General features: G+C 62.9%; 17 protein-coding genes. 12 read left to right on the top strand and 5 right to left on the bottom strand.

Annotated features, from left to right (window positions below; all coding sequences use genetic code 11):
- Positions 1–122: 122 nt before the first annotated feature.
- From ACVWYP_RS30245 to dhaK, 11 genes are all read left to right on the top strand, one after another.
- Positions 123–1,484 carry an ABC transporter substrate-binding protein gene (locus ACVWYP_RS30245; protein ID WP_304495865.1) on the top strand — a complete coding sequence of 454 codons (1,362 nt, stop codon included), beginning with the start codon at positions 123–125 and terminating at the stop codon, positions 1,482–1,484.
- Positions 1,485–1,556: 72 nt separating this feature from the next.
- On the top strand, positions 1,557–2,531 hold the full coding sequence (locus ACVWYP_RS30240) for a carbohydrate ABC transporter permease (protein ID WP_155258372.1): 975 nt from the start codon (positions 1,557–1,559) through the stop codon (positions 2,529–2,531).
- Positions 2,528–3,505 carry a carbohydrate ABC transporter permease gene (locus tag ACVWYP_RS30235; protein ID WP_304495864.1) on the top strand — a complete coding sequence of 326 codons (978 nt, stop codon included), beginning with the start codon at positions 2,528–2,530 and terminating at the stop codon, positions 3,503–3,505. The genes ACVWYP_RS30240 and ACVWYP_RS30235 overlap by 4 nt, the downstream gene beginning before the upstream one ends.
- Positions 3,502–3,711, top strand: coding sequence for a hypothetical protein (locus tag ACVWYP_RS30230; protein ID WP_304495863.1), 210 nt, complete (start codon positions 3,502–3,504; stop codon positions 3,709–3,711). Before ACVWYP_RS30235 ends, ACVWYP_RS30230 begins: the two co-directional genes overlap by 4 nt.
- Before the next feature lie 4 nt (positions 3,712–3,715).
- Positions 3,716–4,813 carry an ABC transporter ATP-binding protein gene (locus ACVWYP_RS30225; RefSeq protein WP_304495862.1) on the top strand — a complete coding sequence of 366 codons (1,098 nt, stop codon included), beginning with the start codon at positions 3,716–3,718 and terminating at the stop codon, positions 4,811–4,813.
- On the top strand, positions 4,806–5,831 hold the full coding sequence (locus ACVWYP_RS30220; RefSeq protein ID WP_304495861.1) for an ABC transporter ATP-binding protein: 1,026 nt from the start codon (positions 4,806–4,808) through the stop codon (positions 5,829–5,831). Before ACVWYP_RS30225 ends, ACVWYP_RS30220 begins: the two co-directional genes overlap by 8 nt.
- Before the next feature lie 21 nt (positions 5,832–5,852).
- Positions 5,853–6,476, top strand: coding sequence for a dihydroxyacetone kinase subunit DhaL (gene dhaL, locus ACVWYP_RS30215; protein WP_304495860.1), 624 nt, complete (start codon positions 5,853–5,855; stop codon positions 6,474–6,476).
- Positions 6,473–6,865, top strand: a complete 393-nt coding sequence (gene dhaM, locus ACVWYP_RS30210) for a dihydroxyacetone kinase phosphoryl donor subunit DhaM (RefSeq protein ID WP_304495859.1) — start codon at positions 6,473–6,475, stop codon at positions 6,863–6,865. The genes dhaL and dhaM overlap by 4 nt, the downstream gene beginning before the upstream one ends.
- 31 nt (positions 6,866–6,896) lie before the next feature.
- The gene (locus ACVWYP_RS30205; protein WP_063607060.1) at positions 6,897–7,199 is read left to right on the top strand and encodes an HPr family phosphocarrier protein; all 303 of its coding nucleotides are present in this window, start codon (positions 6,897–6,899) and stop codon (positions 7,197–7,199) included.
- Between the two features lies 1 nt (position 7,200).
- A complete protein-coding gene (gene ptsP, locus ACVWYP_RS30200; protein ID WP_304495858.1) occupies positions 7,201–8,817 on the top strand; it encodes a phosphoenolpyruvate--protein phosphotransferase in 1,617 nt (538 codons plus the stop codon).
- A gap of 451 nt (positions 8,818–9,268) precedes the next feature.
- A complete protein-coding gene (gene dhaK, locus ACVWYP_RS30195) occupies positions 9,269–10,252 on the top strand; it encodes a dihydroxyacetone kinase subunit DhaK (RefSeq protein ID WP_304495857.1) in 984 nt (327 codons plus the stop codon).
- Between the two features lie 221 nt (positions 10,253–10,473).
- Here dhaK and ACVWYP_RS30190 read toward each other — a convergent pair whose 3' ends face one another.
- From ACVWYP_RS30190 to ACVWYP_RS30180, 3 genes are all read right to left on the bottom strand, one after another.
- The gene (locus ACVWYP_RS30190; protein WP_304495856.1) at positions 10,474–11,709 is read right to left on the bottom strand and encodes a hypothetical protein; all 1,236 of its coding nucleotides are present in this window, start codon (positions 11,707–11,709) and stop codon (positions 10,474–10,476) included.
- A gap of 174 nt (positions 11,710–11,883) precedes the next feature.
- Positions 11,884–12,555: a hypothetical protein gene (locus ACVWYP_RS30185; RefSeq protein ID WP_304495855.1), complete on the bottom strand. Its 672-nt coding sequence runs from the start codon at positions 12,553–12,555 to the stop codon at positions 11,884–11,886.
- Between the two features lie 35 nt (positions 12,556–12,590).
- Positions 12,591–13,469, bottom strand: coding sequence for a hypothetical protein (locus tag ACVWYP_RS30180; protein ID WP_304495854.1), 879 nt, complete (start codon positions 13,467–13,469; stop codon positions 12,591–12,593).
- Between the two features lie 402 nt (positions 13,470–13,871).
- On the opposite strand from ACVWYP_RS30180, the gene ACVWYP_RS30175 reads away from it, so the two are divergent.
- Positions 13,872–14,228 carry a hypothetical protein gene (locus ACVWYP_RS30175; RefSeq protein ID WP_304495853.1) on the top strand — a complete coding sequence of 119 codons (357 nt, stop codon included), beginning with the start codon at positions 13,872–13,874 and terminating at the stop codon, positions 14,226–14,228.
- Positions 14,229–14,317: 89 nt separating this feature from the next.
- On the opposite strand, the gene ACVWYP_RS30170 is transcribed toward ACVWYP_RS30175, so the two are convergent.
- Positions 14,318–15,904 (bottom strand): class I SAM-dependent methyltransferase, encoded by a 1,587-nt coding sequence (locus ACVWYP_RS30170; RefSeq protein ID WP_304495852.1) that lies wholly within the window; start codon positions 15,902–15,904, stop codon positions 14,318–14,320.
- Positions 15,905–15,909: 5 nt separating this feature from the next.
- Entirely contained in the window at positions 15,910–18,546 is a 2,637-nt protein-coding gene (gene tssH, locus ACVWYP_RS30165) for a type VI secretion system ATPase TssH (RefSeq protein ID WP_304495851.1), read from the bottom strand.
- Positions 18,547–18,572: the final 26 nt, after the last annotated feature.

The raw sequence follows: 18,572 nt of genomic DNA, 5'->3' as shown, positions 1-18,572 counted from the left end.
CTCCGGCAACGGTCCGTCTCGTCCTTCACTCGTCGCTCCTCAAACTCGGTTTCAGGGTCTTGGCGTCGCTCCGGCAGAGCGCGCCGAGCGGGTTGGATGCTTCAACGAGAGAGGAAACGGATATGCGAACATTCAATTGGCTGAGAAGCTCGGCGGCCACCACGGTTCTCGGGGCGGCGCTGCTGGGGATATTTGGCGGAGGCGAAGCTGCGGCCCAGGGTAAGCAGCTCACGCTGTGCTGGGCGGCATGGGATCCGGCCAACGCGCTGGTCGAACTCGGCAAGGATTTCACCAAGCAATCCGGCATCGAGATGAAGTACGAGTTTGTCCCCTGGACGAGCTACGCGGATCGCTTCCTCAACGAGCTCAACTCCCACGGCAAGCTCTGCGACCTGATCATCGGCGACAGCCAGTGGATCGGCGGCGCCGCCGAGAACAAGTGGTACGTCAAGCTCAACGACTTCTTCGCCAAGGAGAAGATCTCGATGGACGACTTCGTCCCGGCGACCGTCGTCGGCTACTCGCAGTGGCCGAAGAACACGCCGAACTACTGGGCGCTGCCGGCGATGGCCGACGCCGTGGGTTGGACCTACCGCAAGGACTGGTTCTCGCGGCCCGACATTCAGTCGGCTTTCAAGGCCAAGTACGGTCGTGATCTGGCACCGCCGAAAACCTATGACGAGTTGAAGCAGATCGCGGAGTTCTTCCAGGGCCGCGAGATCGACGGCAAGAAGGTCTATGGCGCCTACATCTTCACCGAGCGCGGCTCCGAAGGCATCACGATGGGCGTGACCAACGTGCTCTACAATTACGGCTTCAGCTACGACAATCCGAAGAAGCCGTACCAGATGCAGGGCATCGTCAATTCCGCCGAGGCGGCCAAGGGGCTCGAGTTCTACAAGGAGCTCTACAAGTGCTGCACCGCGCCGGGCATGACCAACGCCTACATGCAGGAAGGGCTCGATGCCTTCAAGTCGGGCCAGGTGGCGATGCAGATGAACTGGTTCGCCTTCTTCCCCGGCCTCTACAAGGATCCGAATGTCGGCGGCGACAAGATCGGCTTCTTCGTCAATCCGGCCGGCCCGAACGGGCACTTCACCCAACTCGGCGGACAGGGCATCTCGGTGGTTGCGACCTCCGACCGCAAGGACGACGCGCTCGCCTATATCAAGTGGTTCGCGCAGCCCGCCGTGCAGCAGAAATGGTGGCAGATCGGCGGCTACTCGGCGCTCAAGGCGGTGGTTGACGCGCCGGACTTCCCGAAGAGCGCGGCGTTCGCGCCGCAATTCCTGGAGTCGATGGGCATCGTCAAGGACTTCTGGGCCGAGCCGTCCTACGCCCAGCTGCTGCTTGATATGCAGAAGCGGGTGCATGACTACGTCGTCGCCGACAAGGGCACGGCGCAGCAGGCGCTCGATCTCCTGGTCAAGGACTGGACCAAGGTGTTCAAGGAACAGGGCAAGGAAGTCGCCTCCTCACAATAGGCCGAACTCCGCGTCCCAAACTGAACTGGCTTCCCCGAGGTCAGCCTCGGGGAAGCCGAACCAGCCCAGCCGATGGACAAGATGACGACGATCCTGCAACCCGACCATGCTACGATCCCCGGCGTGAGCGAACCCGCCAAATCGCGCGCCGCGCGCCGCGTCCATGGTCTGTCCGACCGGACCATCGCGTGGCTGTTCGTCGCGCCGACGATTGCGCTGCTGCTCGCGATCAACATCTTTCCGCTGGTCTGGATGATCCGGCTGTCCTTCACCAGCCTCAACCTCAGCATGTCCTATCTGCCGCTGCGGTTTGTCGGGCTCGACAATTTCAGCGACATACTGAACGACGAGGACGTCTGGTTCCGGCTCCAGACCACGGCGCAATTCGTGATCTGCTCGGTCGCCCTGCAGGTCGTGGTCGGCTTTGGACTCGCGCTTCTGATCAACCGTCAATTCCGCGGCCACAGTTTCTGGACCACGATCATCCTGCTGCCGATGATGCTGTCGCCGGCGGTTGTCGGCAATTTCTGGACGCTGCTGCTGCAGCCGCAGATCGGCCCGTTCAACTATCTGATCAGCTTGTTCACCGGTGTGCCGCCGAGCTCTTTCAGCATGACAGGGCAGGTCGCGCTCGCGCCATGGACCATCGTGCTCGTCGACACCTGGATGTGGGCGCCATACGTGATGCTGATCTGTCTCGCCGGGCTGCGCTCGATCCCGGATTATATCTACGAGGCGGCTGAAGTCGATCGTGCCTCGGCCTGGCGGCAGTTCTGGTCGATCACGCTGCCGATGACGGTGCCGTTCCTGATGCTGGCGGTACTGTTTCGCGCGATCGAGAACTTCAAGATGTTCGACATGGTCAACCTGCTGACCTCGGGAGGGCCGGGGTCGACCACCGAGCTCGTGTCGATCACACTCAAGCGCGCGGCATTCGAGAAGTGGCGGACCGGCTATTCCTCCGCGCTCGCCATCATTCTGTTCGTGACCGTGTTCGGTGCCGCCAACATCTACGTCAAAGCGCTCAACAAGGTGAAGCAACGATGACCGCTGCCGTCGCCAAATCCGTCCTGGCCAGATCCAGCGCGCACTCGATCGTCGAGGCCTCGCCGCGCACCAAGGCATTCGCTGGTGCTCTCGTCATCCTCTATGCGTTGATCACGATCCTGCCGCTAGCCTGGATCGTTGCCACCGCCTTCAAGTCGCAAAGCGATGCCATCGCCTATCCGCCCAAGGTGATCTTCGAGCCGACGCTCGAAGGTTATGTCAACCTGTTCACGGTGCGCACCCGCCAGACACCTGATTTCATCGCCAAGTTGCCGCCGCCGGAGACCTGGTATGACAAGCTCGTCCGCAAGCATGACATGGTCATTGCCGGACCGTCCAAAGTCGTCCCGCGCTTCGTCAACTCGCTGATCATCGGGTTCGGTTCGACCTTCCTCGCCGTCTTCCTCGGTACGCTCGCGGCCTACGCCTTCTCGCGCTTCCGCATTCCGCTGGCCGACGATCTCCTGTTCTTCATTCTCTCGACGCGGATGATGCCGCCGGTCGCGGTCGCGATCCCGATCTATCTGATGTACCGGCAGCTCAACCTGACCGACACCAGGCTCGGAATGATCCTGCTCTATACCGCCGTGAACGTCTCGCTCGCGGTCTGGCTGCTCAAGGGGTTCATCGACGAGATCCCGCGCGAGTACGAGGAGGCGGCCCTCGTCGACGGCTACACGCGACTGCAGGCGCTGCGCAAGGTGGTGCTGCCGCAGGCCGTCACCGGGATTGCGGCGACCGCGATCTTCTGCCTGATCTTCTCCTGGAACGAATACGCCTTCGCGGTTCTGCTGACCAGCGGCGAGGCGCAGACCATGCCGCCCTTCATCCCTTTCATCATCGGTGAGGGCGGGCAGGACTGGCCCGCGGTTGCCGCCGCGACCACACTGTTCGTCGTCCCGATCGTCATGTTCACCGTGCTGCTCCGCAAGCATCTGCTGCGCGGCATCACCTTCGGAGCGGTGCGCAAATGAGCGGTTCTGTTGTTGCCAAGGGGACCAAGAGGACAGTGCATCGCTTGTTCAGCCGCGGGCGTTGGGAGGCCGTTGCGATGATCCTGATCGGAGGCGGCATCTTCATGCTGGTGCAGCCTTTCTCGATCGATCTGTACAGCTATTCATTCGTGACGATTCTCGCCGGCACGGTCGGCTTCGTCGTCGTCAGCCACTTTCCGGAATAGGGCCATGGCTCAGATCCGCATCGAAGATCTTCGCAAGTCGTTCGATCAGTTCACCGCGGTGGAAGGGTCGAGCTTCACCATCGACGACGGCACCTTCTTCGCGTTGCTCGGTCCCTCCGGCTGCGGCAAGACCACCACTCTGCGCATGATTGCCGGCCTCGAGCTGCCGACCGAGGGCAAGATCCTGCTCGACGGGGAGGACGTCACGTTCCACCGTGCCGCCGCCCGTGACATCGCGTTCGTGTTCCAGCTGTTCGCGCTCTATCCGCATATGAATGTCGGGCAGAACATCGGCTTCCCGCTGAAGTGCCAGGGCATGGCGCGGCCCGAGATTCGTGAGCGGGTGCAGGAGACCGCGCGGATGCTGCGGATCGAGCATCTGCTGTCGAGCAAGACATCAAAGCTCTCCGGCGGCGACCGCCAGCGCGTCGCGCTCGGGCGTGCCATGGTGCGGCGCCCGAAAGCCTTCCTGATGGACGAGCCGCTGGGCGCGCTCGACGCCGAGTTTCGTCATCTGATGTGCGGCGAGCTGCGCGACCTGCACGATCGCATCAAGGCGACCACGGTCTATGTCACCCACGACCAGCTCGAGGCGATGTCGATGGCCGACCAGATCGCGATCATGAACAAGGGGGGGGTGGAACAGATCGGTACGCCGCAGGAGGTTTACGACCGGCCCGCCAGCATGTTCGTCGCGGACTTCATCGGCTCGCCGCCGATGAACTTCCTGCGCTTCGAGAGCGGCCTGCGATCTGGTGACCGGGCGATCAATTTCCACGACGCCAGGCTCGCGGTGCCCGAGATCCGCGAGGACCGCGCCAGCGCTGCGCTGGCGCTCGGGGTTCGCCCGGAGCATATTCGATTCACCGACGCCGGATCCGTTCGTGGCGAGGTGTTCGGCGCGGAATATCTCGGCACGACGCAGATCGTCACCATCGACACGGCGTATGGGCGGCTCGCGGCGCGGCTGCCGTCGAGCGCCTCGGTGCGAATCGGAGAGACGGTCGGCCTCGAATTCAACTCCGTTCGGCTCTCACTGTTCGATGCTGGCAGCGGCCTTGCAATCAGGACTGCCGGCGAGGAGGGCGTGCGCCATGGTTGACGTCAGCTTGCGCAATATCAGCAAGCGCTTCGGCGCAGTGGAGGCGGTACGCGACCTTTCGCTGACGGTGAACGACGGCGAATTCCTCGTCCTGCTCGGGCCGAGCGGTGCCGGCAAGACCACGACGCTGCGACTGATTACCGGGCTCGAGAGCCCCGACGCCGGTTCGGTCATGATCGGGGGGCGCGACGTGACGTTTGAGCCGCCGGGTGCACGGGACATCGCATTCGTGTTCCAGCAATATTCGCTGTATCCGCATTTGTCGGTCTATGACAACCTCGCGTTCCCGCTGCGCTCTCCGGCGCGGCGCGTGCCGGAGCCGCTGATCCGCAGGCGTGTCGAGCAGACCGCGGAGCTCCTGCATATCGCCAGCAAGCTGAATAATCGCGCCACCCGCCTGTCGGGAGGTGAGATGCAGCGGGTCGCGATCGGCCGCGCGCTGGTGCGCGATCCCTCGATCTATCTGATGGACGAGCCGCTGTCGTCGCTGGATGCAAAGCTTCGCGCCGAGCTTCGCCTCGAGCTGAAGCGGATCCAGCTCGAGCTCGGCGCGACCATCTTGTATGTGACCCACGATCAGGTCGAAGCCATGACGATGGCATCGAGGATCGGCGTGATCAAGGACGGCCGGCTGCTTCAGCTCGGCACGCCGAGGGAGATCTACGAAAATCCATCCAGCAGCTATGTCGCGTCGCGGCTCGGGACGCCCCAGATCAATTTCCTGCCCGCACGGCTGCTGTCCGATGTGGCGATACCGCCGGAAACCGAGACGGTCGGCATCCGCACCGAGCACCTCCAGATCGCCGCGCGCAACGGCGGGCGGATGGTCGGCCGGGTGCATCGCGTCGAGCATCTCGGCGAGCAGAATCACGTCCACCTCGACTATAAGGGCGAAACACTGGTGACGCTGGCGGATCCGCATCAGCCGCTGCGGGCCGGCCAGGAGGTTGAATTGCAACTGGTGCGGCCGCTGTGTTTCGACCGTGCGGGGCAACGTATCGGCGCGATGGTTCAATAGAGGAGCGAGAGGTTCAGATAGATGTCTGTGCAACCCGAGACATTCAAGTCGCTGCTCAAGGCGGCCGCCGAGCAGGTCATCGCCAGCGCGCCGGAGCTCACGAGTCTGGATCAGGCGATCGGCGACGGCGACCACGGGACCAACATGAAACGCGGCTTCGAGGCCGTGCTCGGCAAGCTCGATGCCATCTCGGCGCAGCCGCTCAACGAGGCATTCAAGACGATCGGCAAGACCCTGGTCATGACGGTTGGCGGCGCCTCCGGCCCGCTCTATGGCAGCTTCTTTCTCGCCGCGGGCGAGGCGCTGTCGCAAGACAAGCATTTGCCTGATGATCTCGCCGACGTGTTCGGCAGCGGAGTGGACGCGGTGAGCGCGCGCGGCCGCTCGCAGGCCGGCGAGAAGACGATGCTCGACGTGCTCGTGCCGGTGCTGGAGACACTGAAGGCCGGCGCCGGCCAACCCGATCTGATTGCGCGGGTGCGCACCACCGCGGCTGAAGCGGTCGAGCGCACGGTGCCGATGCAAGCCACCAAGGGCCGGGCGTCGTTCCTCGGCGCGCGCAGCGTCGGTCATGTCGATCCCGGGGCACGATCGAGTTGCGTTCTGCTGCAGGCTGTATGCACTGGCCTGGAGGCGCGGCAATGACCGACACCGTAGGGATCGTGATCGTCTCGCATTCCCGGGATATCGCCAAGGGAACCGCAGACATGGTCCGGCAAATGGTCGGCAGCGAGGTCAAGGTCGCCTTCTGCGGCGGCAATCCCGACGGTGGTCTCGGCACCAGCGTGCCGTTGATCATCGACGCCATCAACGACGCCTGGTCGTCAAAAGGCGTTGCTGTGCTTGTCGACCTCGGCGGCGCCGAGACGAACAGCGAAATGGCGGTCGAGATGTTGGAGCCGGCGCGGCGTGACCTCGTTGTCGTCTGCAACGCGCCGATCGTCGAGGGCGCCGTCATGGCGGCGACCGAAGCTGCGGGCGGCAGCTCGTTGGCCGAGGTCAGGGCCGTGGCCGAGGAACTCTCTGCCGACTGAGGCGGCGGCGAAGCGATGATGGATGACGAGCATGCTTGATAAAGCGGACGAACAGATCTTCACCGGCAATGTGCGGTTGGTGCACGCGGTTGGCATGCACGCGCGCCCCGCGGTCAAGCTGACCAAGCTCGCCAAGAAATTCCAGGCTCAGATCTCGGTGCGGGTCGCGGGCGCGCCTGAATGGATCAATGCCAAGAGCGTGGCCAAGATCATGGCAATGCGCGCGGCACACGGCAGCACGATCGAGATCAAGGCCTCCGGCAGCGATGCCGAGGCTGCGGTCGCGGCGTTGGTCGATCTGATCGCAAGCGATTTCCCGGACGGAGCACCATAGCATGCAGGGCGGCGCTGCAGGGCTGGCCTACCGCGGCAGGACCGCCTCGATCGGCTTTGCCCATGGTCCGTTCGTCCGTGTCGACGCGGGCGCGGCCGGCGAGCGTGTGGCCGGCACACTGGTCGAGGAAGCGCTGGCCTTGCGCAATGCGATCGACGTCGCGAGTGGCCAGATCGCGGATCTTGCCGCCAGCGCCGGCGGCGAAGCCGCGCAGATTCTCGAATTCCAGGTTGCGCTGCTGGAGGATGAGGATTTGATCGAGGCGATCTTCGCGTCGATCGGCGAGGGACGTCCAGCCGATATCGCATGGCGTTCGACGCTCGACGCGCACATCGCCGACTACAATTCCGCACCGGACGACTATCTGAAAGCGCGTTCCTCCGATCTTGCGGATTTGCGCGACCGCGTGGTCCACATTCTGCGTGGCGACCAGGGGCAGCCGCTGAAGATCCCGAGTGGGGGCGTGGTCTGCGCCGACGATTTGCCGCCATCGCGATTCCTCGAGATTGACTGGTCCGGCGGCGGTGGCCTGGCGCTGTTGCGCGGAAGCCCGACCAGCCATGTCGCGATGCTGGCGCGGGCGCGCGGCATCCCGATGGTGGTGCAGCTCGGTTCCATTCCGGACATCGGCACCACGGCGCTGCTCGACGGCGAAGGCGCGACGCTGGAGCTCGATCCCAACGCCGAACAGGTCCGCACTTTCGAGAAGCGGCGCGACAGCCATCTCAAGAGCAGAGCATCCGCGCGCGCGATCCTGCGGCGGCCGACAGCCTCCTGGCGCGGCGAGCGGATCAAGCTCTTCATCAACATCCAGCGCGTCGAGGATCTCGAGCATGCCGACGCGCAATATGCCGACGGCATCGGCCTGATGCGGACTGAATTCCTGCTCGCCGGCCGGAGCGTGCCGGACGAGGAGACCCAATTCCAGGCCTATGACGCGGTGTTGCGCTGGGCCGGCCAGCGGCCCGTCACCATCCGCACGTTTGACGCGGGAGGTGACAAGCCGGTGCCGGGCTTCACGATGGACGGCGAAACCAATCCGTTCCTCGGGGTGCGCGGTCTGCGCCTGTGCCTCGCCCGGCCTGAGATTTTTGCCGTCCAGCTCCGCGCGCTGGCACGCGCGGCGGTGCGTGGCAATCTCAAGGTCATGTTCCCGATGGTCACCTCGGCGGATGAGCTCGAGGCGGGACGGAAGCTGTTCGCCGATATCGTGCAGCGCTTGCAGGCGGACGGCATTGCCGCAATGCTTCCCGAGCTGGGAATCATGGTCGAAGTCCCGGCGGCGGCCCTCGCGGTATCTAGCTTCAAGGCCGCCTTCTTCTCGATCGGCTCGAACGATCTCGCGCAATATGTCCTGGCCTGCGATCGTTCCAACGGAGCTCTCGCCCCCTTGATGGACCCTCTGCATCCCGCAGTGCTCGAACTGATCGCGCGGACCGCGGAGCACGGCCGCCGCGCCGGCATCAGTGTCAGCCTGTGCGGCGACATGGCCGGTGATCCGCGCTGCCTGCCCGCATTGCTGAATTGCGGACTGCGCGAATTGTCCGTGAACCCCTCGGCGCTGGCGCAGATCAAGCACACCATCGACCGGCTGAGCAGCGGAGGCAGCGTTGGCTGACACGGCGGCCGATGAAGCGCCCGAAGCCGGCGCGGTTGCGGTCTACAAGCGCATCTTCAAGGAGGTGCTCGAGAGCCGCCCGTCCGGCATGCGGCTGCGGCTCGCCCATGCCATGGGAAAGAACCGCAGCTTCGTCAGCCAGATCAGCAACCCGGCCTATCCGGTGCCGATCCCGGTGCAACATCTCAACACGATCTTCGATGTCTGCCACTTCCCGCCACAGGCGAAGAGCGCCTTCCTTCGCGCCTATGCGCGCGCACATCCGCGCCGCGTCGGCCGGCTGAGCGAAGGCTCGCATGAGCGGACGCTGACGCTCCATCTGCCGGATCTCGGCAGCGCCAAGCGCAATGCCGAGCTCGACACGCTGCTGCAGGAGTTCACACGGCGCCTGATTGGCATCATGCGGGAAAAAATAGGCGAAAACGCCGAACGAACGAGGCGGGAGGACACCATGAAGAAGTTCATCAATGCGGTCGACAACGTGCTCGGCGAAAGCCTCGACGGTTTCGCGGCCGCGCACGCCGATCTGGTCGTGCTGGGCGCCGAGCGCAAATTCGTTCGCCGCCGCGAGCTGAACGGCAAGAAGGTCGCGCTGGTCTCGGGCGGCGGCAGCGGGCACGAGCCGCTGCATGCGGGCTTCGTCGGCTACGGCATGCTGGATGCCGCATGTCCCGGTCAGGTGTTCACTTCGCCGACGCCGGACCAGATCGTCGAAGCCGCACAGGCGGTCGCGGGCGATGCCGGCGTCCTGTTCATCGTCAAGAATTACGCCGGCGACCGCATGAATTTCGAGATGGCGGCCGAGATCGCCGAGGGCCGCACCGCCACCATCGTGACCGATGACGATGTCGCGGTCGAGAAGTCGACCTACAGCATCGGACGGCGCGGCGTGGCCGGCACGTTGATTGTCGAGAAGATCGTCGGCGCCGCCGCTGAGAGAGGCGCCGATCTCGCCTCCTGCGTGGCGCTCGGCGAGCGCATCAACGCACAGACGCGCTCGATGGGCGTTGCGCTGACCAGCTGCACCGTCCCGGCTGCGGGCACGCCGACATTTGCACTTGGTGAAGACGAGATGGAGATGGGGGTCGGCATTCATGGCGAGCCGGGCCGCCGCCGCGTCAAGCTCGCGCAGGCCGATGCCATCGCCGCCGAGATGATCACCGCGATCGCCGATGATCTTGGCGCGCGCGCCGGTACCGAGGCGCTGCTTCTCGTCAACGGCTTCGGCGGCACGCCGACGATCGAGCTCTATCTGATGTACAACGCGGCGCGCCGGATGCTCGAGGAGCGGGGCCTGCGCATCGCCCGTTCGCTGGTCGGCAACTACGTCACGTCGCTGGACATGGCGGGCTGCTCGCTCACCGTGAGCCTGCTCGACAGCGAGTCCACAGCGCTCTGGGATCATCCCGTGCGCACGGCCGCATTGAAATGGTGACCACCGCGTTGAGCGGCCGCTGATTTTCAGATTGCGCCCTGACCGACGATGGGGCCGGGGTCTCAGGCATGCACCGGAAGTCGGCCGGTTCATCCTCCCTGAAACTTGCCGTGTCCTTCGGGCACGGCATCTTTTTGTGTGGAGCAGCAGGATCTCCGACGATCGATGGTCGTGAGTGCCAAGTGATTCCTCAACGCGTGGTGAGGGCGCCCGTTCACCACTCACGCCTTGGCAGCAACGTAGCCGTAATAATTCATAAGGAAGTCCCCAATTGAGAGAGGCTTCTGGGCGCCACCCTTGCCCGGATGCGGGATCGCGTAGTCTCCCTTGCCCCATGTGAAGATCGTTGTCGTCACGTTTCCGTTCGACACTTGTATCCTGTCACGCAAGACGACCCAGTGCCGCGTCAACACGGAGCCTTCGTTCGACTGGTCGTCGTATTCGATCATGTTGGCGCTTATGAACAGGCATACGCGATATCCACCGGCAAGCAGGGCGTTGGCTTCGTTGACGCTGTCGAGGCCTTTGCTGAATTTCAGATTGGTCTCCTCGCGCACGTCCTGGTATCCGGCCTTGCGGAACCATTGCTCCATTTCGCTCGGCAAGGTGATCCCCGCGGCATCGCTTATTCTGCCGGTGTCGTCAAAATCGAGGAACCAGTTTTCGGAATCGCGAATGGAGGCGCAAGTCAGCCAATCGACGTGGTCCAGCGAGTAGGGCGGCGTGTAGTTCTTCACGTCCTTTCCCGGCTTGATCAGCAGGCGGCCGAGGTTCGCCTGCCCCTTCTGGTACAGGTCGATGGCGAACCGCGCATATTGTCCCGGCTTGTCGGATGCGTAGCTGAACATCAGCGCGGAAGGGCCGCACATGCTCGCCTGATCCTGATCGATGAGGCTCGGCTTCGCAATTCGCCTGAGAATGCCTATCCCGACGCGGTGCGGGTCGAGCTTCGGAAAGAATGTGGTCCTCGTGTTCTTGAGGAAATCGCAGACCATCTCGGCGGCGAGCTTCTTTTGATCCGAGCTGAGGTCGTACGGACCAACCCCGAGCCACTTCTTCTTTTCGTCGCCGACGAAGAGCGTGATGAGCTTCTTCGAGGTCGGAGAAAGCGTTCTGGAGGTGTTTGCAATGGTGGTCAGGTCGTCCAGCTCGAATGCGGTGACCATGCCGTCCGCGACGGTCGCCCTGATGATATCGACCACTTCCGCGTAATCCAGCCTGGAATCGCCGAGCAAACCCTTGCGAAGTGCGGCATCGACGGATGGCGTCGTGATCCCATCCCATTGACCCTTGGGAGGAGGAGGCTTGGCGGCTGCCTTGGTCGCGAGGTCGACGAGCCGAGTGAATGTTGGTCCGCCGGGCCGTATATAGCCGTCCGGCGTGCCCGGGAAGTTCTTTTGCTGGAAATACAGAATCGAGTTGTAGAGGCTGTCGCTGGCGTGACCCGTCACGACCATTTGCGGTTTGAGCGTGGTCTCGGCACCGCCGTCGGAAATGGCGATCTTGTTGAGCAGCGAGATGACCAGCTCCTGGTCCTGCTTCCAGTTCTGGCAGCTGCGACCCGTCGCGGCAAACCGACCGACTTTGTCTTTCAATTGCGGCATGATTAATCACCAGCAATATGGTCGTTTTCAGTGGCGTATTGCGGGTTCAACTATCGCGTTGGTGGTCGGCTGAAGCGTCCAGGCAAGCTTGTCGATGAATTCGTACTCAAACAGCGCCTGCGGGTCGGTTCCGAAATAATATCCATACTGATGCAGAATCTTGGAGCCCTTGGCGACCATCTCGCGCTTCCATTTCAGGTCTTTGGCAGAGCTGAACTGAAATCCGATCACCACCGCATAGTTTTCGTACGCTTCGGCAACTTGCAGAATGGTCGCGCGCGTCAGGATGCCGGCTGGATCTTCCAGGCCTTGAACTCTGAACGCGGTGATGCGGTTCATCAGATTTGATGCAACCTCCTCCTCGGACCAACCCATGACGCCCGCTGCAACGCCCTTTGCAAATCCCTCCTTGATGAACTTGACTTGAATGTTCTTGAGTGCCTCTCTGGCCGCGACCTTGTCAGCCACCATAAGGACCAGATCGGGGATCATCGCAGCGATGTTCTCGGCCTTAAGAGCCTCCTTTAACCCGGCCTTGAAGCCGGCCTTGGCCGCGCTCCACAATCCTTCGCCCGCAACAGAGCCTGCCGGCGGCGGCGGGACCTCTGGCGGTGTCGGCGATGCGCTTCGCCACGCTTGCAAGGCACATGGGCAGAACGGCCGGCTGACCTCACCACAGTGAGATCCATCGAAGGGCATGAGGTTGCCACTACCTGGTCCCAGAAATGCGATCGTCAGCGCGCGCCTTTCGGCTTGGAGCCAAGCAGATCGTGCGTCCCACTGACGCTTAACGTTCCCGAGCACTCGAATCCCCCGAAAATGCCGCAGGAGCCGGTGACGGTGACGCGCAAGTCCTTGCGTTGATACAGGTCGACCGAAACGCCAAATCGCGAAAAATCATTGGCGCTGTTCGGCAGGATCAGGTCGATGTGATCGATCGCCCAGCGCGGCAGATGGGGATTGCTCTTCCAGAACAGTTCATTGACGGCGTGGTGCCCGAAATTCGGTCCGACCGTGAGGGCGCCGTCCGCGCCCTCGAACACGAAGCCCGTCTCGTCGATATGAACATTGACCCGGTCGGGCGCTACCGCGAAATGCAGCGACGTGATGTCTTGCGGCTGCGGGTCCTTGCCGAACTGCGCACTATAGTCGTCGCTCCATTGCCCTCGACCGCGCCCCAGCCCGAAGCCGTGCCGGCCCGGAAGGTCTCGCGTAGAGAGCGGCCGGTCGGATAGCTTTGGGCGCCAGATCTCCCGGAATCCCTTGCCGATTGTGGCTGCCATCGACAGGTCGAGGGCCCAATGCGACGGCTTCTCCGGGCTTTTGCCTTCGGCGAACGCGTCGAATCCGTCCGACGTCTTGGCAACGCGCAGCGTCTTGATCAGGTCTTCCCAGTCCTTGGGCAGGAACGTGACGCCGTCGAGCGTGCTCGTCGCGGCCGCGACGCCATACTTCTCCAATTGGCGTCGGATATAGGCCTTCTCGTCATAGAGGCGGACATTGGGATTCGGCCCCGCGAAATATTTCGACAGATCGATCTGTGGCCGGAGCATGGTCAGCCGCGCCGCGATCTTCCGGTAAGTGTCGGTCGTGGTCGGGTTGGTGGTCGTCACGGGTCCGCCCTCCGAGTCAAAGCCAGTCTCCGATTTGTCTGGTCCGGGCGGGGCCGGGTTCAACTGAACCTCCCAACCGGAAACGCCGACCACCATTCGTGGAGCAGTGTCAACAGCAAGGACGATCCGATGTCACTTCGGAGCAGGGTGCTAGACGTACTCAATGGCCCGGCGGTCGCGCGTATTCGCTTCCGGTTTCCGATCCGTGGCAGCCACGTGACTATTGCACCGCAAACGTTCCATCACGTCGCTCGCGCGATCCGGTTGGGACAGGTCAGCGTCAGAGTTCCGACCGACCTCGCGGCAAATGTTGCGGCACAATATAACGACGTCGCGCGAACCCGAGCGGACGGTACGGTCGTCGCGGCGAATACGTTGGAGGTCGTGTCGGCGACGGGGCGAATGGACGAGGCCTATATCGTCCACGAGGCCTTGCATGCGGCTTACGATCTGCTGCGGACCGGCCTTGACGGTAATGCGGAGGAGGCGTCCGCTTATGTCTGCACGGCGCTCTACTGCCGCATGACAGGCCTACCGCGGCCCCGCTGGGCGAACGGCCCGATCTACGCCAATGCCGCGGAGGTCGCCCGAACGCTGCTGTCGCAATATCAGAAGGGTGATCCCGGCATTCCCTGGGTCGGCGAGCATGAATGGCGGATGCTGCGCGCCGGTGTCGGCCTAAGTGCGGTCTATGCCAGCGGACCTGGCGGCATTCTCACCGGATGGCTGCTCGGCCAACAATACACCCACGACGGCTGATGGGACGCGGGGCGTCCGCTCCCACAAACTGGCTGCCGGCCCGGCTCCCTGCCGCCACTTCCTTACCGAGGTCGACGCCGTCGAAAGCCTCAGGCAACCAGCAAACCCAGTTTGCCGACCGTCGCCAGCGAACGGTCAACGCTCTGTCGGGTTGACAGCAGCAACGGCTCGGCCGGCTGCCCGGCATCGTCCATTTGCTTGACCTGGACGGTTGGTCCGAAGGTTTCAGTCATTTCGGCCGTGATTTGCTCGATCGTCCGGGAGCCGTCGAGCAACTGCAGGAAATGGCGCGTCCTGTCGTCCTCCAACTGCACGGTCTGGTGAAGCAGATTGGTGACCAGCGGGCCGCTCTGCGCTTGTCTGCGGGCGAGCAGGCTGGCCTGCGGGCAGTCCGTGATTTCCTTCACGAGAAAGGGCCGTGATTTCAGAAAGGAGACCTCGCCGCTGCAGGCCAGGATATAGAGCGCTTCCGTCAATATCCGCTGGTCATCGCCGGTTTGCCGGCCCTCCAGCAGCGTCCGCGCGCCATCGAGCAGTTCGGTGAATGAAAGCGCGCGCGGCCAGGCCCGGCCGAGACAAAGATGTGCGGCCTTCAGGAGCGGATTGGTCACCGTGATCCGGCTGCCGTCCTGATTTTCAAACTCCATCTCGGAATCGTCAGTCAGGCAGGCGTCGGGGCGACGTGGGCTGGTGGTGCTCAGCAGATAGAAGGCGGTGATGAAGTCGAGATCGACCTGGCGGTCAAGGGAGATACCCTCGTGGCAGAGCAACGTACGCCGAAACCCGTTGCCGTCGATGAAGTCCTGGTACTGATCGCGCGCCATGAACTCGCTTTCGGGAAAGCGCTGCAGCGTGGCGCGGACCTCTTCGGTGTAGCCGGCAAGATAGCGCCGTGAGAAATCGGCGTCGCTCAGATATTGCAGGCCATGTCGGCCGGCATCTTCGACGACTTCGTGCAAAAGGAAGGCCGTCGCGCCCTGATCGAGGTCGTCGTGAAAGAGCAACTCGTCCGGAGCGTTGAGCACGCGGGTGCACTGATCGCGCATGACTGTACCGTGCACCGAGTTGGACTTCGATCCTTCGCTGAGAAATTTAACGATGGCGCGAGCTTGTCCGACTTTTTCCTTCATCCCGGTGATACGCCGGGTGTGGTACCGCATCATGTCGCGGACCATGTCGCGAAGATGCGAGAACGGATGCGCGTTATAACTGACGTAGCACAGCCCCTGTGGCGCCAAATTCCGCTTGAAGATAGACATCATCTTCTCGCGCACGACCGGTGGTACCCATGAATACACGCCATGGGCGATGATGTAGTCGAACTGTCCGAAGGCAGCGTCGACATCCATGATGTCGCAATGCAGAAGCCTGATGTTGCTCAAGCCCAATGCGGCGATGTTTCGCTGTCCGCGTTCGATCGTCACGCCGCTCAGGTCGATACCGATGAACTCGCTGTCTGGATATTGAAAAGCCATCGGCAACAGATTGCCGCCAACGCCGCAGCCAAGCTCCAGGACCCGGCAGCGCTCGACCGGAGCCGGCTGCATGCCATAGACCGAAGCGATCGTCGCCAGATGGTTCGGGTGCGTGAGCCCGTAGACATGCCCGGGATAATACACCTCGTCGTATGCTGTGGTACCGGCGGTCGGCTGGCGGTGCTCGGTCTGGATGTTCATCGCAGTCAGTTCCACGAATATGCAAACTTGTCGTTCACGATCGAGACGCGCGTCTGCTTGACCTCCTCCTTGGCGAGAGACTTGCTCAAGAATTCGCGCGACAGTTCGGGCAGCAGCGTGTTGGTGATGATGTTATCGATCATCCGCCCGCCGGAGTCCGGATCGTTGCAACGGGATACGATGTGCTCGACGACTGCATCGTCGTAGCCGAAGGCAGCCTTGTGGTTATCGCGGAGGCGCTGTCCGATCCGGTCGAGCTGCAATCTGACGATGCCGGCAAGCATCTCGTCAGAAAGCGGAAAGTAGGGGATCGAGACAATGCGCCCAAGCAACGCGGCGGGGAACACCTTCAGCAACTCCGGCCGCAGCAGCCTGGCGAGTTCTTCCGGCTCGTTGCGATACTTGGGATCGCGCGCCAGGCTCATGATGAGATCGGTGCCGACGTTTGTGGTCAGAATGATCAGTGTGTTCTTGAAATCGATTCGCCGACCGTTGCCGTCTTCCATGACTCCCTTGTCGAACACCTGAAAGAAGATCTCATGGACGTCGGGATGGGCCTTCTCCACCTCGTCGAGCAGGATGACGCTGTAAGGCTTGCGCCGGACCGCTTCGGTGAGCCGACCGCCCTCACCATAGCCGACGTATCCCGGAGGTGCGCCCTTCAAGGTCGAGACCGTATGGGCCTCCTGGAACTCCGACATGTTGATCGTGATCATGTTCTGCTCGCCGCCATAAAGGGTTTCGGCAAGCGCGAGGGCAGTTTCCGTCTTGCCCACGCCGGACGGTCCGGCCAGCATGAAAACGCCAATCGGCTTGGACGGGTTGTCCAACTTGGCGCGGCTGGTCTCGATTCTCTTGGCAATCATCGTCAGCCCGTGGGACTGGCCAACCACGCGGCGATTGAGAATCTCGGGCAGCTTCAGAACGGTTTCGATTTCGTCACGCATCATTCTGCCGGTCGGGATGCCGGTCCAGTCGGACACGACAGAGGCGACCGACTGCTGGTCGACATGGGCATAGATCATCCGCTTCTCCGGATTGATGCCCTCCAATGTCTCGAACTTGCCGCGCAACTCGACGCGTTTGGTGGCTCGATCTTCGTCTGCGTTCTCGGAGAGGATTTCGCGAATGCTGCGGATGTCCTTGACGAGCTCCTGTTCCTTGGCCCAGTCGGCCTCGAGGCCGGTCAGCTTGTTCTTCAACGCCGCTATGTCGCCGTCGATCGCGGTGATGCGCTCGCTGTTCTCGTCCCCGAGATCGCCGTCGCTGACCAGCGCCGATCGCTCGGCCTCGCGTGCCGCTATGGCGACGCGAGCGTCCTCGATCAGGGCCGGCGTCGCGCTTTGACTGATGGCGACCCGCGCCGAGGCCGTGTCCAGCAGGCTGACCGCCTTGTCCGGCAGCTGCCGAGACGGAATGTAGCGATGCGAGAGGTTGACCGCGGTCACGATCGCGGCGTCCGAAATGCGAACCCCGTGGTGCTTCTCCATCGGACCGAGGAGACCGCGCAGCATGATGCAGCAGGTCTCGACATCCGGCTCATCGACCTGGATCGGCTGGAAGCGTCGTGTGAGGGCCGGATCCTTTTCGATGTATTGGCGATATTCTGCCCAGGTGGTGGCGGCGATGGTACGCAGCGTGCCGCGGGCGAGGGGAGGCTTGAGGAGATTGGCTGCGTCACCGGTGCCGGCTGCGCCACCTGCTCCGATCAGCGTGTGAGCCTCGTCGATGAACAGGATAATCGGGGTAGGCGAGTTCTGTACCTCGTCGATCACCGAGCGCAGGCGCTGCTCGAATTCGCCCTTCATCGAGGCGCCGGCCTGCATCAGGCCGATATCGAGCGCGCAGAGCCTGACGTTGCGCAGCGGCGGCGGCACCTCGCCGGCGGCAATACGCTGGGCAAATCCCTCGACAACGGCGGTCTTGCCGACGCCGGCTTCGCCGGTGAGGATCGGATTGTTTTGCCGCCGGCGCATCAGCACGTCGATCAGTTGGCGGATCTCGTCGTCCCGACCAAGGATCGGGTCCATCTGGCCCGACCGGGCCTTTGCCGTGAGATCCTGGGAAAACCGGTCGAGCGGTGTCGTCCCCTTGGGATTCGCGCGGTCCGCACCATCGGTGCCGGCACCGGCCAATCCGGAGCCGTCCATCGGACGCATGGTCTCTTCCTCGGAGCCTGCCCAGATGGCGCGGTGCTCCGCGGCCAATGCGTCGACGTTTATCTTGGCGAATTCCTGCGAGATATTGTTGAGCGCACGACGGATCTCGTTCGATTTCAATCCGGCGACCAGGAGATGTCCGGTGCGGATCTGAGTCTCGCCGAAGAACAGCGTGGCATAGTGCCAGCCACGGTCGAGAATATCGATCACCGAATTGGCGACGCCCGGCATGTCGGTTTCGTTCTTGCGAAAACCGTTGATGACGCCTGCGAGGTCCGACAGCAGCCGCGCGCGGTCGAGCTTGTAGTGATCCACCGACAGGCTGAGGTCGGTCCGCTCCTGTTGCAGGATGTGAAACAGCCAGTGCGCAAGCTCCACGTTACGGTTGCTGGCGCTCTTGGCGTGGCGTAGGGCCTGTATGAAGGCATCGTATCCGGCCCGGTTCAGTTTGCCAGTTACGGCCTCAAGGCTGATGTCGGTCACGATGGCGCCTCCTGCTCAATCCCTGG

It is taken from the genome of Bradyrhizobium sp. USDA 3262 (assembly GCF_054060035.1).
The sequence above is the reverse complement of the archived record's forward strand: the minus strand, read 5'-3'. Positions and strand labels throughout refer to the sequence as shown.

Excerpts from the sequence above, each read along its gene's own strand:
- ACVWYP_RS30245 (WP_304495865.1), top strand. The coding sequence starts at position 123 with ATGCGAACATTCAATTGGCTGAGAAGCTCGGCGGCCACCACGGTTCTC.
- ACVWYP_RS30240 (WP_155258372.1), top strand. The coding sequence starts at position 1,557 with ATGGACAAGATGACGACGATCCTGCAACCCGACCATGCTACGATCCCC.
- ACVWYP_RS30235 (WP_304495864.1), top strand. The coding sequence starts at position 2,528 with ATGACCGCTGCCGTCGCCAAATCCGTCCTGGCCAGATCCAGCGCGCAC.
- ACVWYP_RS30230 (WP_304495863.1), top strand. The coding sequence starts at position 3,502 with ATGAGCGGTTCTGTTGTTGCCAAGGGGACCAAGAGGACAGTGCATCGC.
- ACVWYP_RS30225 (WP_304495862.1), top strand. The coding sequence starts at position 3,716 with ATGGCTCAGATCCGCATCGAAGATCTTCGCAAGTCGTTCGATCAGTTC.
- ACVWYP_RS30220 (WP_304495861.1), top strand. The coding sequence starts at position 4,806 with ATGGTTGACGTCAGCTTGCGCAATATCAGCAAGCGCTTCGGCGCAGTG.
- dhaL (WP_304495860.1), top strand. The coding sequence starts at position 5,853 with ATGTCTGTGCAACCCGAGACATTCAAGTCGCTGCTCAAGGCGGCCGCC.
- dhaM (WP_304495859.1), top strand. The coding sequence starts at position 6,473 with ATGACCGACACCGTAGGGATCGTGATCGTCTCGCATTCCCGGGATATC.
- ACVWYP_RS30205 (WP_063607060.1), top strand. The coding sequence starts at position 6,897 with ATGCTTGATAAAGCGGACGAACAGATCTTCACCGGCAATGTGCGGTTG.
- ptsP (WP_304495858.1), top strand. The coding sequence starts at position 7,201 with ATGCAGGGCGGCGCTGCAGGGCTGGCCTACCGCGGCAGGACCGCCTCG.
- dhaK (WP_304495857.1), top strand. The coding sequence starts at position 9,269 with ATGAAGAAGTTCATCAATGCGGTCGACAACGTGCTCGGCGAAAGCCTC.
- ACVWYP_RS30190 (WP_304495856.1), bottom strand. The coding sequence starts at position 11,709 with ATGGTCGTGACGGGTCACGCCAGCGACAGCCTCTACAACTCGATTCTG.
- ACVWYP_RS30185 (WP_304495855.1), bottom strand. The coding sequence starts at position 12,555 with ATGCCCTTCGATGGATCTCACTGTGGTGAGGTCAGCCGGCCGTTCTGC.
- ACVWYP_RS30175 (WP_304495853.1), top strand. The coding sequence starts at position 13,872 with ATGGACGAGGCCTATATCGTCCACGAGGCCTTGCATGCGGCTTACGAT.
- ACVWYP_RS30170 (WP_304495852.1), bottom strand. The coding sequence starts at position 15,904 with ATGAACATCCAGACCGAGCACCGCCAGCCGACCGCCGGTACCACAGCA.